The organism is Nocardiopsis oceanisediminis, assembly GCF_048595525.1.
Taxonomy (GTDB): Bacteria; Actinomycetota; Actinomycetes; order Streptosporangiales; family Streptosporangiaceae; genus Nocardiopsis_A; species Nocardiopsis_A oceanisediminis.
On sequence record NZ_JAFMZJ010000001.1, the window covers coordinates 1,499,488 to 1,515,715 of the forward strand.

Consider the following 16,228-nt stretch of genomic DNA (forward strand, 5'->3'; position numbering starts at 1 on the left):
CCTCCAGGGAAACCTGCCCCCAAGATTGCCAGAAGTGCGCCGGGCGGGGGCGGGCGACCCCGCAGGGAACACCGGTGACCTCGGTGAACGTGGCGGGTGTCACCCTCGTGCGGACTCCGCGGCCGGCCCGGGGGAACCGGCCGGTCCGGCGCCGGGGCGCGGCGGGTCGAAGGAGCGGGCCAGGAACACCGCGCCGAGCAGCAGCGCCGTCGGCGCGGCGAAGGCGGCGCGCAGGTCCAGGGCCTCGGCGATGCCGCCGATGAGCACCGCGCCCAGCACGAAGCCGACGTAGTTGGAGACGTTCACCCGGGCCACCGCAGTGCCGCCGCCGTCCGGGTCGAGCCGGCCCGCGGCGGAGAACCCGATCGGCATGACCACCGAGGCGCCCAGCCCGGTCAGCGCGAACCCGGCGACCGCGGCCCAGGGGGAGGGCGCGGCGGCCGCGCAGGCCAGCCCGGCGAACGCGGCCCCGGCCCCGGCGCGCACCACCGCGGCCGGCCCGAACCGGCGGACCGCGTGGTCGCCCAGGGCTCGGCCGAGCAGCGTGGTCGCCTGGTAGGCCCCGTATCCGAGCGGGGCCAGGGCGGCCGAGCCGAGCGCGGTCTCGATGTAGACCGCGCTCCACGAGGAGACCGCGGAGTCGGCGATGTAGACGACGGCCAGCGCGGAGCCGACCAGCAGGATCGGCCGCCACGGGATGCGCGGCGGGGGCGCGGCCCCGGCGGCCCCCGCGTCCTGCCCGTCCCCTCCTCCCCGCTCGGCGGGGGCGTCCCGGTGCAGGAGCGGCCCGGCGGCGAGGGAGGCCGCGAGGCCGACCGCGGCCGCCGCACCGAACGCGGCGGCCAGTCCGACGCCCCGCCCGGGGTCGGAGGTGAAGGCGGCCCAGAGCGAACCGAGCACCGCGCCCGCGCTCCACACCGCGTGGAACCCGGTGAGCAGGCTGGTGCCGTACCGCCGCTCCACCGCGACGGCCTGGGTGTTCATCGCCGCGTCCACTGCGCCGAGGAGCAGCCCCACCGCGGCGACCGCGGCGTACAGCCCGGGGAGGGTGGGCACCGCCCCGGCCGCGGCGACCGCCAGCACCAGCGCGGGCTGGGCGACCCGCACCACCCGCCGGCTGCCGAACCGCACCGACGCGCTTCCGGCGAGCACACTGCCGACCCCGGCGACCACCGGGACCAGCGCGAGCACGGCGGTCAGCTCGCCCTCGCCCAGCTCGAACCGGGCCTGCAGCGCGGGAACCCGGGTGACCAGGGTGGCGAAGGCCAGACCGGTGGTGAAGAAGACCCCGGACACGGCGACCCGCGCGAGCCGGGCGACCCGATCGGTTCCTCCGGTGGCGGGGGGAGAGGAGCGCATGGACCCTCCGGGAACATGAAACCGTCTCAGGTATTCCCGGTAACGTACCCCGCCGCCCGATCGGGCACCAGGCCCTTTCCCCCGAGGGTCGAAAGGAGATCGAACTCCCGGCCATCGGAACGCGGCGCAGGGAAGAATGGGGGGCGGTACGGTCGCCGCACCTGAATGAAAACGTCCACCTTTCCGGGTAAAGCCGCACGTCGAGAAGCCTCCGCCCCGCACGTGCGGGGATGGCCCGCCGGGACAGCATCGAGGGCATCGGAGGGGGACCTCCGCCCCGCGCGCGGGGACGCCACCGCGAAGCAGAGAGCCCCCGGCTTTCGGGCCGGGGGCTCTGCTGGGTCAGGGGATCGCGGTCCTCTCAGGGAACAGGACCCAGGGGATCAGGCCCGGTGGGTGCCGGCGGTGCGGCGCTTGCGGGTGTAGACCACCGTGGCGAAGCCGGTGACCAGGGCGGCCATGGCGGCGAGGAAGAGGCCGGTGATCGCGGAGCCGGTCAGCGGGAGGACGTCCGCGCCGCTCGCGGCGTGGGCGCCGTGGCCGGAGGCGTGCGAGTCGCCGGCGCCGGCCGCTCCGGCGGTGCCGTCCGAGCCGCCCGAAGCGCCGGCCGCCGCGCCGCCGTCCTCCTCCGCGGAGCCGCCGCCGTCGTGGCCGACGGTGTCGGCGTAGCCGTCGCCCTGTGCGGAGGCGTGCCCATCGCCCTCGTCACCGCCGTGTCCGGCGGCGTGCCCGTCGTGGGCTCCGGTGTCCTCCGGGGTGAAGGCCGGGGCGGCCGGCTGCGAAGCGCCCCCGCCGCCGAACGACACGTCGGAGCAGGAGTAGAACGCCTCGGGGCTGTCGGTGCGCTGCCAGATCGCGTAGATCATGTGCTGGCCGCTCTTGCCCGCGGGCAGCTTGCCGGTCAGCTGGTAGCTCCCGTTCACCACCTTGGGGTCCTTGACCACCAGGAACGGCTCGGCCTCCAGGGCGCCCCAGCTCAGCCGCTGGTCCTGGTTCCAGCCGTCCTTGGTGACGTACAGCTCGAAGTAGCCCCGGTGCGGGACGCTGGCGGTGTAGGTGAAGGTGTACTCCCCGCTGGAGGGCAGCTGGGTGGTGTGCCAGGCGCCGGGGTCGTCCAGCGCGGAGTATTTGGACCGCCCGGCGCTGCACAGCTGGCCGTCCGGGATGATCTCCCGGTGCCGGCCGTCGGCGTTGGCGATGTTCACCTCGTTCCAGTCGTAGAGCGGCTGGGTGCCGTTCTTCGCGACCAGGTTCTTGCAGACCTCGGAATCGGGGCTCTCCGGGCCTTCCTGGTAGCAGGCGGCGACCCGGCTGATCGGTGCGCCCATCGAGCCGTGGGCACTGGCGGTCCCGGTGGCCATCAGGCCGAGGGCCAGGGGAATGCCGGTGAGTATCGCCGCCGCGCGGGCGGTGCGTCCAATCCTCATGGGGGGTCTCCTCGGTTCGGACATGAGCGGGGGTACCGCGCGATTGATCAGACCGCGCGGCCGTCCGGGCTGGAGAGGACGACCTTTCGGGTTCGGTTCCAGCCCTCCCGAAAGGTTCGGCACCGGACTATACACACGCAAAATGAGAAAAGGTCAATACCCTGAAAAGACAGCTTCTGGTCTGGGGGGTTGCGCTCCGGGCAATGCAATGGTAAACATTCCTTACAGTGCAGGAAAGGTCATTGTGCGCCGAAATTCGGGGCCCCGGTCCGCCGTCCGCGATGTGTGCTCTGAGGCGAATCGGCGTGCCCGTTTCGCGGTCGTCCCCCGCGAATCGGCGCGACTTCGCCCGGGAGGAAAAACCGCTGGGCCCCGGGGGCGGATTTATCTACCGTTGGCCCTATGACTTCGTCGCACCTCCCACCGCCCACCCCCCGCTCCGAAGCCCGTCCCGCGGCCCTCGGGAGGCGGCCGGACCCGCCGGCGGTCTCGCTGCGCGGCGTGGTCAAGCGGTACGGCTCGCTCCGCGCCGTCGACGGGCTCGACCTCGACGTGCCCACCGGGGTCGTCCTCGGCCTGCTCGGACCGAACGGCGCGGGAAAGCCCAGAACGGCTTTCTGACCGATCTTTTCCCGGATCGTTATCTGTGCCTGCTCGGGGCCTCACCTGCTGCGACGGTGAGGGGGTCCGGGGCGGGGTTCGCCGGCGGGCCCGACCGGCCCGGATGCGCCCGGGTGCGACCTGTGGCCCCGGTGGCGTTGGGCGTACGCCTCGGCGGGGCTCGATGCCCCGGGCGCGGCGTGACCCGCCGCGAAAAGCACGCCCCTCCCCGGCGCTCCCCCGCCTGCCTCCGCTCCGCGACTCCCGGCGGGCCGGGCGATCAGGGGAGCGGGTACGGGTCCGGTCGCCGGGGAGCAGCGGCGCGGGAGCCGGGCGGCCTTAAGCTTGCCCGGCGCGTCGGGGCCCTCCGGGGCTCCACCGCGTCTTTGCCCGCCGGGCCGCCCGGCTTGGGGCCCCGCGCCGATGCGGAGTGGTGGACGGACCCGGGCGCGCGCAGCGGGCAGGCGCCTGGCCCCGCGCGGCGGGCGTCCCGGGCGGGCCAGCAAGGCCGGGGCGCACACGGCCGGGCGCCTCCCCGTCCGAGTGGGAGAGGTGTTCCCGGCGCGGGCGGGCTCCGCGCGTCGGCCGGGGGCGCGGCGGGGTGCGCGGGCAGCCGGGGGGAGGGAGGCCGGGGAGGGGCGCGGGGCGGGTGCCGCGCGAGCACCCGACGGAGGAGGGCGCGCAGCGCGGATGCCCGCACAAGCGCCCCCGACCTCGGCCGACCAACCGCCCGGGGGACGCGAAAGCCCGCCCGCGCCCATGGCGCGGGCGGGCTGCCTTGATCGCGTAGGGAAAGTTCTCACGCGCTCATGTCCGGGGGTGGCCCGGCGGTGGGGAGCGCGCCGATCTTGCGGGCCTCGCGCAGGCGCGCCCTGGCGGTGCTGGGGGTGACAGCTAGCCTGCGGGCGATGCTGCGGGGGTCCATCCCCTGGCGGTACAGCTCGACGTAGGGGGCCGAGCGGGCCCGGTAGTGCTCCGGTTCCTCGATCATCCGGACGCGCTCCCGGGCCACCCCAAGGCTCACGTTCAGCTCGTCGGCGATCTCCAGCGGTGTAAGCCCCTTCCCGCGCAGTGCGGCATAGGTGCTGTCGGGGTGGCCGGGGCCGCGCGGGCGCTTGCGGTTGGCGCCGTTCCTGACCAGGTCCTCTACTGAGGAGAGGGCGTAGTACCAGTGTCCGTTGCGGGCCCGGAAGGCGAGGACGCGCCCTTCCTCCCGCCACCACCTGAGGGTGATGCGGCTGATCCCTAGGGCCTCGGCGGCTTCCTTGGGAGGGATGAGCAGAGAGGATTCGGGGGGTGTGGGCATCCTTCTCCTAGTCGTGTGTGGTTCGCTGGTGGGCGGGCGGTCCGCCCCCGCCGTCATCGGGGGCGGACCGCCTCCGCCTTCTCTAGGGCTTGCGGCACTTGTGGCCGGGTGTCATCGGGAACCCGCATCCGGGGCAGATGTTGGTGGGCGGGTAGCCGAACACCACGGCGGCCATGCGGCGGATCGTGTTCTTCATGGAGGGTTTCCTTTCTCTGGCGGCCCGCTCCCGGGGGTGGGCGCGGGTCCTGGGGTGTGCGCATCGGGTCCTCCTTCTTCTGCTGTCGTCAGGCGGCGGGGCCGGTGGTCCTGGTGGGCAGGCGCGGGGCGGGTAGGGCCGCCAGCTCGGCCGCGAGTTCGGCGGGGGTGCCCGCGCAGATGATGCGGGGGTGGCCGGTGTGCTCCCGACCCGGTTTGAGCACGGCGGTGCAGGTGGCCACCCCGGCGGGGCAGGTTTCTGCGGTGACGGTGTAGTGGATGTGGTGGCGGCGGATGCAGGCCACGTCCAACAAGGGGACCTTCACTCGCTTCTCCTCGGTTGCTGTCGCTGGTGGGGGGCGGTGGTCCGGGCGTTCGGGGTGGCTCGGCCGGCAAAGGTCGGCTGCACTTCCCCGGCGGCCCGGTGCCGGTTCAGTCGGTGTCCGCCGGGGGCCGGGTGGCGTGGCGCCATGGGGTCGGGAGCTGGCCTCCGGAGTTCAGGTGGGCGTCCAAGGCGGTGAAGGCGGCGTCGGCGGCCTGCTGCTGGCGGATCCGTTCGGCGACGTTGCGGCCCCGCTCTTTCAGCGCGTCCGACAGCGCGTCGTAGAGGCCATCGGCGTAGTCGGTCTGGGGGTCGGGGCGGTGCACGCTCACCGGCGGGCCCCCTCGTGCAGGATGAAGTACACGCCCCGCACCCGGCGGCCGGAGAGGATGCCCCATTCCTGGGCCAGGATCGCCATCAGCGCGAGTCCGCGCCCGTGCTCGTCGGCATCGGCGGCATACAGGGGGCGGGGAGCGGTGGCGGCGCCTCCGGCGTCGTGGACCTCGATGCGCACCCCGGCGGGGTAGGGGCGGATGACGACGGTGAAGGACCCGCCGGGCTGGCCGGTGGCGGTGTGGGTGATGGCGTTGGTGACCGCCTCGCTGATCAGTAGCTCGGCGGTCTCGACCACGGCGGGGTCGGCGCGGACGCGGTGGGCGAGTGTGGCGGCGGCCCAGCGGCGGGCTTCGGCGACTTTCGAGGGTTTCCCGGGCAGGCTGCACCGGAATACGGCGGAATGTGGCGTTATCGGCCCGTGTGGTGCTGTTCGGGCGCTAGTGTTCTGCGTGGTCCTCACCTGGCCTCCTCCTGGTGGGGGCACGGCCCCGGTCGGACTGCACTTCCGATCCGGGGTCGCTTTGTGGTCACCCCTTTGCGCCGGGGTGGCGTGCGTAGAACAGAACCACATCATCCGCAGGCTTTCTGCGGCGATCGCTGGCTAGATAAAATCTCTGATCCCCTGCTAACCTTGGCGATGGAGTAGCGATCAGAGGTGATGCCGCAGTGAACTCTCCTTCTCCTCCCCCTCCTGGGTTGCGAAAATTCGGCAGAGAAGTTCGCCGTCTGCGCAAACGCGCTGGGCTAACACAAGGGCAACTCGCGGAGCGGATACCACTTGCCCAGTCCATGGTCAGCGATATCGAGGCTGGCAAGAAAGCCACACAACCCGGACATATAGCACGAATAGACTCGCTTCTTGGCGCCAAAGGTTCGCTGAATGATTACTGGCAGACCCTGGACGGGGGCGCCGGATTCGACGAATACTTCCAAGACGTCGTTCCACTCCAGCAGCGAGCGGAGCAGATCCGTGAATACAATCCCCTGCTGGTTCCCGGACTATTGCAGGTCGAAGAGTACACTTGGGCAACTCTGCGGGCCGGGAGCTCCATCCCAACAGACGCCCAGATCGAGGCGCAGGTACGTGCGCGCATAGAGCGCCAGAGCCTCTTAGAGAGAGCAGATTCACCCTTCTTCATCGTGGTTCTAGATGAAGCCGCCCTCCGGCGCCCTATCGGTGGCGCAGAAACCATGCTGAAGCAACTAGACCACCTACTCAACGCTTCCTCTCGAACGAGAGTGGCGGTGCAGGTTGTTCCCATGGCCACCGAAGCACACCCGGCACTCGATGGCGGTTTTCAAATTCTAGACATCCCCGAGCAACATCCAATCCTCTACCTGGAAACCCGTGTCACCGGCAACTGCATAGAAGCATCGGAACCAGTAGAGACGTATATACGTTTGTTCGAAGCACTCCGGGGGGTAGCCCTCCCTGAAGCGGCCTCCCGGGAACTCATCACAAAAATTAGAGGAGAATTGTAGTGGACATGGACTGGAAGAAAAGCAGCTACAGCAACCAGTCCGGCGGCAACTGCGTCGAAGTTGCCAAGAATCATGACTTCGTTAAAGTCCGAGACACTCAGAACAAGAGTCTCGGTCATCTGGATTTTCCATCGCATGAGTGGTCCGCGTTTATCTCGGACGCGGCCTCTGGTCGTCTGTGACGCTCCGCAAGCGGTGGGCCGGCGGCCCCCCTCGGTAGAATTCCCTCCTCTACCCCGAGAGGGCGGCCGGCGCACCGTGCCCGCACCCTGCTCCACCCCGCTCCATGCCGAGCGGGGTTTTTTGTGTCCAACATCGAACACTCGGGATGATCGATCCCCTGCGCGGTACAGTTGCTCCTTCCGGAGTCACGAGTTTCCGGCAGCCCACTCGCCAGCATTCCAACTGGCTGACCTGCGGCTTCTCGGTGCGCGGTTGGGATTCTTGACGGAATCGCTGCCGCCGGGGAAGCATGACTACCAGCCGAAGCGGTCCTTCCAGGTTCAGCGTCCAAGTAACTTTGGGGTGCCATGCGATTCCCTGTCGATTGCTCAAAAATGAAGTTCAGAGTTGCCATCCCTCCGCGCCCTGATATGGACTTTGAAGTGGGAAGGCAGAAAATTCGCGGCGGCGCTTTGATGGTCGTGGCGACACTTTCAGCAATGAATGGAGAAGAGGGGGAATATATACGAGTCCGCTATCCGGGCGACGGCGTGAAGTTCTCCCAAGACGATCCGGTGATACCTGTTGACCTCTTCGCCTTGCACTGGTCCATAAATGGCCGTTCCGGGATGGCATTCGGCGCTGAATTCCTACGACTGGAAGACGCTCCTACTCTCCAGGTCAAGGAAATAAAAAGTGGCCTCTGATGGGTGACTCGCCTCGCCCTGGCCTGGTGCCGCCCCGATAGCCGCCACTGACTGATGTGGCGGGGTTCTGCCGTCGTGAGGGACGAACGCCGGCGGGTTCACGCCGCTTCTACCCGGACTTTTCCGCCCTCGGTCACCACGGCGGCCCTGGGAGGGCTGCGCGCGGAGCGCGTCCGTTCATGCCTGAAGGTGTGCGGGCCCGCCTTCCCGCGCCCGCTGCCGGAGGAGACACGTCGCGCGGAGCGCGTCTTATGCGCCCTGGCGGAGCCGGGCGAAGGGGCGGGGGTCGGGGGCTGGTCAGAGGGCGCCCGGACTCCGCCCGCCCAGGGAGCGGTACCGGGGCGAACGGCTGCGACGGGAGGAACAGGAACGGTGCATGCAGCAGAGGACCGCGACACCCAGACGGCGGAGGAACGCGCGGCCGCAGAGCTGGACGCGGCCGCCCAAAAGGCCGCTGACGGGCTGGCGCCGCTCTCACCCGAACGGCGCGAGCGCCTGGCGCTGCTGCTGGCCGTCCGCCCTCCGGGCAAGGAATGAACACGGGGGTGCCCGCACACCCGGGCGCGCGGGCACCCCGCCGCTCACCGGGGGTCGGCGATGGTCACCCCCTCGCTCGGGGGCACCCGGCGCCCGCGCCCGACCGGGTGCAGCGTGATGGTGAACAGGGCGCGCAGGATCTCGCGCTGGCGGCCCAAACCCGCCTGCTGCCACACGGTGCGGGCGTCGGCGCCGATGAACTCGGCCAGCGGCGATTCCCTGGCCACCTCGGCCAACTGCGCCGTGGCCTTGCTGATCTGGGTGTTCAGCGCCTCGGTGATGGTCGCCAGCTGCGCGGCGTCAATGGCGCCCGCCGCGAACTGCAACGCCGCGTCGCTCTTGCGCTGGGTGCACACGGCGGCCTGCTCGCGCAAGGCGGCCACGTCGATACCGGGGCCGGAGGTGACCAGGTCGGCCACGTCGTCCCGGGACAACCGCTTGATGGCCACCTGGGTGATGTAGGCGTCGATCGCCTCGGCCGCCCGCTGGCAGTGGCCCCGGTCCTTGCACCGGTAGACCCGGTTTCCCTCCACGTAGCGGCACGTCATCGTCGTGCCGTCGTCGCAGATGCCGCACCGGTAGATCAGCGACCCCAACCACTTGGGCTGGTTGCCGGGGGCGGTCTTGCGGGCGGGGTCGGCGAACAGGGCGCGCAGCGCCTCGCGCTCGTCGTCGGTGAGGATCGCGGGCCACACGTCGCGCGCCACGATCTCGCCCCGGTGCACGCTGTGCCCGGAGGTGCGCGGGTTGGTCAAGATCTGCTGCATCGTGCGGGCCGTCCACCGGTCGTTGCCGGTGACGGTGGGCATCGGGATGCTGCGCAGCACCTGGGCCTGGTCCACCCCGGCCAGAAGCTCGCGCTTCCACCGCCGGATCTCCTCGGCCTCTGCGGGGCGGTGCCGGCTCATGTCCAAGATCTCGACGTCGCGGCTCTTACCGGTCTTCTTGTCGCGCACGCGGCGGTAGACGCCGGTGGGCACCCCCCACCCGAACGGGCGGCGGCTGCCGCCCCGGTACTCGCCCTCCAAGGCGCGGCGCTCGTGGGAGTCGGCCACGCGCTCTCCTCGGTGCTCGCTCTCATAAGAGGCGTCGACGGCCGCCGCGCGGAACGCCTTGCGGCCCTCCGCGCTGTCGAAGTGGTAGCGGAACCCCGACGCGGTGACCACGATAAGGCCCCGGCTGCGGGCAAGGCGCAAGAACTCCTCGGCCTGCGCGGGCTGGCGGTGCAACCGGTCGGCGTGCTTGACCAGGACGAACCGGATGTGCCCGCCGCGCACCAGGGACAAAAGCTTCTCGTAGTCGCCGCGCACGACGGTTTCGTCATAGGCGCTGCGGTCGTCGTCGGTGAGCTCGTGGGCGATGGTGATGCCCTCGGCCTGGCCGCGCTTGCGGTTGCGCCGGTGCTGGTCGCCGGTGCCCACCCCGGGCCCGGCCCCGTCGTTGTCGCTGATCCTGGCGTATGAGGCTCCGATGAACTGCGGCGCTGTCTCCATACCTCCAAGATATGCCCCAACACGTTTGCGGGGAAATCCACCACCATGCGCATGCTCACCGCGCAGAGCCGGGCCGACGCCGGCGAGATCACCGTCCTGGGGCACCCGGTCCCGCGCGCCTCCAAGCAGGCCCGCGCCGACATGGGCGTCGTCCCCCAGCACGACAACCTCGACGAGGAGCTCACCGCGGGGGAGAACCTGGAGGTCTTCACCCACCTGTACCGGGTCCCGCGCGGCGAGCGGGAGGACGCGGTCCGCCGCGCGCTGGCCATCGCGCACCTGGAGGACCGCCGGCACACCCGCACCGACCGGCTCTCCGGCGGTATGCGCCGCCGCCTGCTCATCGCCCGCGGCCTGGTGCACCGCCCCCGCCTGGTGCTGCTCGACGAGCCCACCGTCGGGCTGGACCCCCAGGTCCGCCAGGAGCTGTGGGGGCTGATCACCCGGCTCCGCGCGGAAGGCGTCACCGTGCTGATGTCCACGCACTACATCGAGGAGGCCGAGCGCCTCTCCGACCTGGTGGCGCTGATGGCCAAGGGGCGGGTGGTCGCGCACGGCGAACCCGCCGCGCTCATCGCCGAGCACGCCGGCCGGACGGTCGAGGAGTTCCCGGTCGGGCCGGCCGGGCACGGCGAGGCGGAGGAGCGGGCCCGCGCCCGCGGCCTGCCCACCCGGCGCACCGGCGCCGCGCTGGCCGTGCTGCGCGCCGAGGAGATCTGCGGCGACCTGCGCGAACTGCTCGGCCGGGGCGAGGTCCGCGCCGCCAACCTGGAAGACGTCTTCGTCCACCTCACCGGGGAGCGTGTGGAATGACCGAGCCGATCGCGACGACCGCCGCCCCGGTGACCGCGGCACCGCCCGGCCGCTTCGAGCTGGCCCCGGTCCGCGGGGTGCTGGCCCGGGAGTGGGCGCTGTACCGGCGCAGCTGGAAGCCGACCACCTTCGCCGCGCTGGTCGAACCGATCATCTTCCTGCTGGCCTTCGGCTTCGGCCTGGGCTCCCTGGTCGGCGCCGTCTCCGGGTACCGCTACATCGACTTCGTGGCCACCGGCATCGTCGCGATGTCGGTGCTGTTCACCTCGATGTTCCCCGGGCTGATCGACACCTACGTCCGCCGGGTCTTCCAGCACACCTACGACGGGATGCTCGCCGCCCCGGTGGACGTCCGCGAGCTGGTCACCGCCGAGGGGGCCTGGATCGGCCTCAAGGCCGGCGTCTACGGCTGCGCCCCGCTGCTGGTCGCGCTCGCCTTCGGGCTGCCGCCGGCGCCCGGCATGCTGATGGTGCCGCCGGTCGCCCTGGTCACCGGGTTCGGGTTCGCGCTGACCGGGATCTGGCTGTCGGCCGCGGTCCCCTCGATCAAGACGATGGACTACATCATCTCCGGGGTCATCACCCCGCTGTTCCTGGTGGCGGGGACCTTCTTCCCGCTGGACACGCTGCCCTCCTGGGCGCAGGCGCTGGCCAAGGCCAACCCGCTGCACCACTGCGTGGAGCTGGTCCGCGGCGCCGCCTTCGGCATCGACCCCGCCTCCGCCGCGCTGCACTGGGGCGCGCTGCTCCTCTTCGTCGCCGTCGCCTGGTGCCTGGCGGTGTTCCAGATGCGCCGCCGGCTGATCGACTGACCGGCCCGCGGGCCGGTCCGCACTCCCGCCCGCCCGGCCCCGGTCCGGGGGCGCGGACCGGGGAACGGCGGAGGGCGGCGCCCCGCTCGGGGCGCCGCCCTCCGTACCTCCCGCCGGCGGCCTCGCCGCGGCCGGGGTCAGCCGCCGCTGGGCGCCCAGCGGAGCAGCGAGCTCGCCTTCCCGTCGCTGAACGTGGTGGTGAGCCCGACGGCCCCCCACTGGTCGGCGTCCGGGGCGTCCTCGGTGGACTCCATCAGGGCCCGCATGTCCATGTAGTAGCCGAGCGAGGCCTGCTCGGTCCCCTGCATGACCTGCTGGTAGACCGGGTCGTCGCCCAGCTTGCCCTGGGACGAGCTGCCGGAGGAGAGCACCACCGTGCCGCCCTCCTCCTTCACCCCGGGGCCGGAGGAGTAGGAGTCCGCGGCGGCGGCCTCGGCCATCTCGTCGAAGAGCGCCTTGTCCGCCCCGGCGGCGCGGTACTGGAAGGCCCCGGACTCGAAGTCGGAGAACGGGTCGTCGCCGCCGGCCGCGTTGGTGCCGAAGGCGGTCTGGGTGCCCAGGATCTTGCCGAAGTCCCCGGGGATCCGCAGGGAGCCGGTCTCGGCTGCGCCCGCCTCGATCTCCTCGGTGATCTCCGGGATCGCCCCGGACAGGTCGCCCCAGGCCTGCTCGCTCAGCTGGTCCAGGCCGCTGCCGCCGAAGCCGAGCACGGTGTCGTCGGGCAGCTCGCCCAGCTCGGTCAGACCGGTCTGGGACGGCTCGTACTCGTCCAGCGAGAAGCCGGCCGCGGAGAAGTCCAGCAGGTCGCCGCGGACCTCCAGGTAGTCGCTCTCCACGCTCACCGCGGCGACCGCCCGGCCGGTGATGTCCAGCTCCTGCAGGTCGGGGACCTCGGGGCCGGTGGAGTAGTCGCTGTACCCGTAGTCCGAGGCGCCGCCGGTCGCGGAGGACAGCGCGTCGCCGGCGAGCTTCGAGGCGGCGCCGATGTCGAACCAGCCCGCGGCGATGCTGTCCCCGGCGGCCGCGTCCATGTCGGCGGAGAACTCGGGGGCGTCGGTGAGCGAGCCGTCCGACTCGATCCGGCCCTCCATGTCGCTCAGGATCGACGAGGAGTCGGAGAAGACCGCGAAGCCGTCCCGGATGACGTACTCGACGTCCTCCTCGGCGCTGATCTTGTCCAGCGCCTCGGTGGCGGCCGACTCATCGGTGACCGCGATCGCGACCGCGCCCGCCACGCCCTGCTCGCCCTCGCCGGAGGGGAACGCCGCGGCGCCGAACCGGCGGCCCAGCCACGGGGCGACGTCCTTCTCGTAGTCGAGGTAGTCGAAGGACTCCTCGAAGAAGTCGGCGGCCGGGTCCTCCTCGTCGTTGATGTCCTCGCGGACCGAGTCGGGGAGCTTGCCGACGAACCCGGCGTAGCCGGCCATCTCGGAGGCGGACGGCTTCAGGTCGACCTGGGCGTAGGCGATCGAGTCGGCCGGGAACACCCGGTCCGGCTGGGGGCCGCCGAACAGGTCGTTGATCACGGTGTTGGAGGCCCAGACGCCGGTCGCCATCAGCGCGACGCCGAGAACCGCCGCGGTGGGGACCATCCAGATGCGGTTCCGCCGCGGCGCGGGGCCCATCGGGGGCTGCGCGTACCCCGGGCCCGCCGGGTGGGGCACAGGAGCACCGGGCTGCTGCGGCCCGGGCGGCCGCCAGTACGGCTGGCCGGGGGGATCAGGATGGGACATCGGACCTCCGGATAAGCGCGATTACCTGTAAGAAGGTACCAATCCGGACGGTGCCGACAGCCCGGGCGCCGCCGGGTCGGAACCGCACTGTGACAGGTCCCGCGGCTCCCGGCGGGGCGGCGCGCGCCCGCCCCGCCCCGCCGGGGGCGGCTCAGCGCTCGGCCGCGTCGAAGTCCACGCCGCTGTAGGTGGCCAGCTTGCTCAGCCGGTGCTCGCTGCGGATCTGCCGCACGGTGCCGCTGCGACCCCGCATGACCAGGGAGTCGGTGATCGCGCCGCCCGCCTCGTAGCGGACCCCGCCGACCAGCTCGCCGTCGGTGATGCCGGTCGCGGCGAAGAACACGTCGTCCGAGGAGACCAGGTCGTCGGTGTGCAGGACCCGGTCCAGGTCGTGCCCGGCGTCCAGCGCCTTGCGCCGCTCGTCGGCGTCCTGTGGCCACAACCGGCCCTGGATGGTGCCGCCGAGGCACTTCATCGCGCACGCGGTGATGATGCCCTCGGGGGTGCCGCCGATGCCGAGCAGCAGGTCGACGCCGGTGCCGGGGCGGGCCGCCATGATCGCGCCGGCCACGTCGCCGTCGGTGATGAACTTGATCCGGGCGCCGGCCTCGCGGACCTCGCGCACCAGCCCCTCGTGCCGCGGCCGGTCCAGGATGACCACGGTGACGTCCTGCGGGCTGCCGCCCTTGGCCCGCGCCACGGCCCGGATGTTCTCCGCCACCGGGGCGGTGATGTCCACCGCGTCCGCGGCCTGCGGGCCGGCGGCGAGCTTCTCCATGTAGAACACCGCGGACGGGTCGAACATGGAGTGCCGCGGCGCCACCGAGATGACCGAGATCGCGTTGGGCATGCCCATCGCGGTGAGCCGGGTGCCGTCGATCGGGTCGACCGCGACGTCGCACTCGGCGCCGCTGCCGTCGCCCACCGACTCCCCGTTGTAGAGCATCGGGGCGTTGTCCTTCTCGCCCTCGCCGATGACCACGGTGCCCTGCATCGACACGGTGCTGATCAGGTGGCGCATGCCGTGCACGGCGACGCCGTCGGCGCCGTTCTTGTCGCCCCGGCCGACCCACCGCGCGGCGGCCAGCGCGGCCGCCTCCGTGACCCGCACCAGCTCCAGCGCGAGGTTGCGGTCGGGGACGTCGGCGGCGCTCGGAGGCGGCGTGGGCACGGTCATCGGGTCTGCCTTTCGACACTGCGGGGAAAAGGTGGTGGAGGAGCCCCTGCCGGGCGGCGGTGCTCGGGACAACTCTAGTTCGCCCCCGGTCGCGGGCGCGGGCCGGGCGCCCCGCTCGGAGCGGCGCGGCCGGAGATGTGGCGCGGTCGGCGCGCGGTGACGAGCCGAACCGGGCTCGGAAGGGCGTAGCCTCGTGCTTCAGGCGGCGACGGACAGGACGGGGTCGAGGACGTGACAGTCGACAAGGCCGAGAAGAACGGGCGGCCGGCCGGGCGGGGCGCACCGCGCGGCGCCGCCACCCGGGCCGCCCTGCTGGAGGCGGCGGCGCACGTCTTCACCACGGTGGGCTTCTCCAAGGCGGGGGTCAGCCAGGTGGTCGCGGAGGCCGGCGCCAGCGTCGGCAGCCTCTACCACCACTTCACCGGCAAGGCCGACCTCTTCCTCGCCCTCTACGAGGAGTTCCAGCAGCGCCAGCAGAACCGCACCCGCCGGGCGGTCACCGAGGCGCGCGCGCAGGGGGAGACCGACCCGGCCCGCCTGATGTACGCCGCGGCCCGCGCCTACCTGGAGGGCTGCATCGTGGAGCGGGACACCGCGGCCCTGTTCTTCAGCGGCGACGGCCCGCCCGGGTTCGACTCCCGGCTCCGCTCCCGGCTGCGCGAGTGGACCGACCGCAACGCCGCCCTGTTCCGCAAGGCCGACGAGCCGGTGGACGAGCCGCTGATGACCGTTGTGAGCGGTTCCATGCTGGTCGCCGTCTCCGAGGTGGTGCGGCTCGACGACGACGCGGCCCGGCGCTTCGCCGACGAGGTCACCGGCCTCCTCTCCGAGCTGCGGCCGCGGAACCGCCGGACCGGCGGAGGGGAAGAGCCCCCGAGCGGCGGCTGACCCCGCCCGCGCCGCGCCCACCCCGGTGCGGACCACCGCGCGACCTGCGGCAAGCTGGACACATCATGAGTACGTACAACCGGGCCAACTCGACGATGGGGAGCATGGCGATCGCCATGGGCATCATCGTCGGCATCCTGCTGATCATGGCGCTCGTGGTGAACTGGCGCAGCGAAGAGCACATCCCCAGCGTCGACTACCGCCCCGACGCCGAGATGCTGGCCGAGACCGCGGACTTCACCGCCTACGCCCCGGAGGGCCTGCCGGAGGGCTGGGTCCCCACCAGCACCGACCTCACCACCGAGGAGCCGGTGACCTGGAAGCTCGGCTTCGCCACCCCCGACGACCGGCACGCCGAGCTGCTGATCGGCGAGGAGGAGCCGGAGGCCATGGTCGAGGCGGCGACCGGCGGCGGCGAGCGCGACGGCTCCTCCCGGGTCGGCGGCGAGGAGTGGGAGCGCTACCTGGACGGCACGGGGACCCGGCACGCGCTGGTCAAGCGGGAGGAAGGCGCGACCGTCGTCCTCTCCGGCGGTTCCGGCTACGGAGAGCTGGAAGTGCTCGCCGGGTCGCTGCGGGAGGTCTGACCGGCGCGGCCCCCGCGGCCGCGCCCCGCCCCTCCGCCCCGGGCCCGATCCGGGCTCCGGACGGCCGAATCCGCCGGTTTTCGGAGCCTTCTCCTTTCCTTAATGCTGCCGACGGGTGAAAACCGGAACCACTGCTGCGCCGCCGCCGTTGAAGGTCGGACAGGCCACACTCGGCGCCGCCGGACCCCGCGGGGATTCCGGCCCGAATAAAAGGCCGCCGCTTCACCCGATGCTTATCTCGGGCGGGCAGGGGCGCCGAGGACAGCGACGCCGGGCGCGCCGCGCCCCCTTG

At 72.0% G+C, this 16,228-nt stretch carries 16 protein-coding genes and 2 pseudogenes; 9 read left to right on the forward strand and 9 right to left on the reverse strand.

Annotation, left to right across the window (positions count from 1 at the left end):
- Window positions 1-99: 99 nt before the first annotated feature.
- Together J0910_RS06730 and J0910_RS06735 are read right to left on the reverse strand one after the other, a co-directional pair.
- Complete coding sequence (locus J0910_RS06730) at window positions 100-1,359, reverse strand: MFS transporter (protein ID WP_420157654.1); 1,260 nt, start codon at window positions 1,357-1,359, stop codon at window positions 100-102.
- 383 nt (window positions 1,360-1,742) lie between these two features.
- Window positions 1,743-2,786, reverse strand: a complete 1,044-nt coding sequence (locus J0910_RS06735) for a lytic polysaccharide monooxygenase (RefSeq protein ID WP_420157655.1) — start codon at window positions 2,784-2,786, stop codon at window positions 1,743-1,745.
- Between the two features lie 402 nt (window positions 2,787-3,188).
- Here J0910_RS06735 and J0910_RS06740 point away from each other — a divergent pair.
- Window positions 3,189-3,398 (forward strand): annotated as a pseudogene (locus tag J0910_RS06740) (ABC transporter ATP-binding protein); the annotation flags it as partial.
- 787 nt (window positions 3,399-4,185) lie between these two features.
- Here the strand turns inward: J0910_RS06740 and J0910_RS06745 are convergent.
- From J0910_RS06745 to J0910_RS06760, 4 genes are all read right to left on the reverse strand, one after another.
- Window positions 4,186-4,692 (reverse strand): helix-turn-helix domain-containing protein, encoded by a 507-nt coding sequence (locus J0910_RS06745; protein WP_420157656.1) that lies wholly within the window; start codon window positions 4,690-4,692, stop codon window positions 4,186-4,188.
- 284 nt (window positions 4,693-4,976) lie between these two features.
- Window positions 4,977-5,213, reverse strand: coding sequence for a hypothetical protein (locus tag J0910_RS06750; protein WP_420157657.1), 237 nt, complete (start codon window positions 5,211-5,213; stop codon window positions 4,977-4,979).
- A gap of 106 nt (window positions 5,214-5,319) precedes the next feature.
- On the reverse strand, window positions 5,320-5,541 hold the full coding sequence (locus J0910_RS06755; RefSeq protein ID WP_420157658.1) for a hypothetical protein: 222 nt from the start codon (window positions 5,539-5,541) through the stop codon (window positions 5,320-5,322).
- Window positions 5,538-6,119 (reverse strand): ATP-binding protein, encoded by a 582-nt coding sequence (locus tag J0910_RS06760; RefSeq protein WP_420157659.1) that lies wholly within the window; start codon window positions 6,117-6,119, stop codon window positions 5,538-5,540. The genes J0910_RS06755 and J0910_RS06760 overlap by 4 nt, the downstream gene beginning before the upstream one ends.
- 92 nt (window positions 6,120-6,211) lie before the next feature.
- On the opposite strand from J0910_RS06760, the gene J0910_RS06765 reads away from it, so the two are divergent.
- The 4 genes from J0910_RS06765 to J0910_RS06780 all read left to right on the forward strand — a co-directional run bounded on the left by J0910_RS06765 (window position 6,212) and on the right by J0910_RS06780 (window position 8,433).
- Entirely contained in the window at window positions 6,212-7,027 is an 816-nt protein-coding gene (locus J0910_RS06765) for a helix-turn-helix domain-containing protein (RefSeq protein WP_420157660.1), read from the forward strand.
- Window positions 7,028-7,032: 5 nt separating this feature from the next.
- Window positions 7,033-7,209: a DUF397 domain-containing protein gene (locus J0910_RS06770; protein WP_420161908.1), complete on the forward strand. Its 177-nt coding sequence runs from the start codon at window positions 7,033-7,035 to the stop codon at window positions 7,207-7,209.
- A gap of 348 nt (window positions 7,210-7,557) precedes the next feature.
- The gene (locus tag J0910_RS06775) at window positions 7,558-7,896 is read left to right on the forward strand and encodes a hypothetical protein (protein ID WP_420157661.1); all 339 of its coding nucleotides are present in this window, start codon (window positions 7,558-7,560) and stop codon (window positions 7,894-7,896) included.
- 372 nt (window positions 7,897-8,268) lie between these two features.
- Window positions 8,269-8,433 (forward strand): hypothetical protein, encoded by a 165-nt coding sequence (locus J0910_RS06780; RefSeq protein WP_420157662.1) that lies wholly within the window; start codon window positions 8,269-8,271, stop codon window positions 8,431-8,433.
- A gap of 44 nt (window positions 8,434-8,477) precedes the next feature.
- Here the strand turns inward: J0910_RS06780 and J0910_RS06785 are convergent, their stop codons facing one another.
- Window positions 8,478-9,926: a recombinase family protein gene (locus J0910_RS06785; RefSeq protein ID WP_420157663.1), complete on the reverse strand. Its 1,449-nt coding sequence runs from the start codon at window positions 9,924-9,926 to the stop codon at window positions 8,478-8,480.
- A gap of 27 nt (window positions 9,927-9,953) precedes the next feature.
- Between J0910_RS06785 and J0910_RS06790 the strand changes: the two are divergent.
- A pseudogene (locus J0910_RS06790) lies at window positions 9,954-10,739 on the forward strand (ABC transporter ATP-binding protein); the annotation flags it as partial.
- Entirely contained in the window at window positions 10,736-11,551 is an 816-nt protein-coding gene (locus J0910_RS06795; RefSeq protein ID WP_420157664.1) for an ABC transporter permease, read from the forward strand. The pseudogene J0910_RS06790 and the gene J0910_RS06795, both read left to right, overlap by 4 nt.
- A gap of 137 nt (window positions 11,552-11,688) precedes the next feature.
- Here the strand turns inward: J0910_RS06795 and J0910_RS06800 are convergent, their stop codons facing one another.
- Both J0910_RS06800 and glpX read right to left on the reverse strand, forming a co-directional pair.
- The gene (locus J0910_RS06800) at window positions 11,689-13,143 is read right to left on the reverse strand and encodes a hypothetical protein (RefSeq protein ID WP_420157665.1); all 1,455 of its coding nucleotides are present in this window, start codon (window positions 13,141-13,143) and stop codon (window positions 11,689-11,691) included.
- Between the two features lie 292 nt (window positions 13,144-13,435).
- Window positions 13,436-14,461, reverse strand: coding sequence for a class II fructose-bisphosphatase (gene glpX / locus J0910_RS06805; RefSeq protein ID WP_420157666.1), 1,026 nt, complete (start codon window positions 14,459-14,461; stop codon window positions 13,436-13,438).
- Between the two features lie 231 nt (window positions 14,462-14,692).
- Between glpX and J0910_RS06810 the strand changes: the two genes are divergently transcribed.
- Window positions 14,693-15,349 (forward strand): TetR/AcrR family transcriptional regulator, encoded by a 657-nt coding sequence (locus J0910_RS06810; protein ID WP_420157667.1) that lies wholly within the window; start codon window positions 14,693-14,695, stop codon window positions 15,347-15,349.
- A 65-nt stretch (window positions 15,350-15,414) separates the two neighbouring features.
- Window positions 15,415-15,936 carry a DUF4245 domain-containing protein gene (locus tag J0910_RS06815; protein WP_420157668.1) on the forward strand — a complete coding sequence of 174 codons (522 nt, stop codon included), beginning with the start codon at window positions 15,415-15,417 and terminating at the stop codon, window positions 15,934-15,936.
- The last annotated feature ends 292 nt before the right edge of the window (window positions 15,937-16,228 follow it).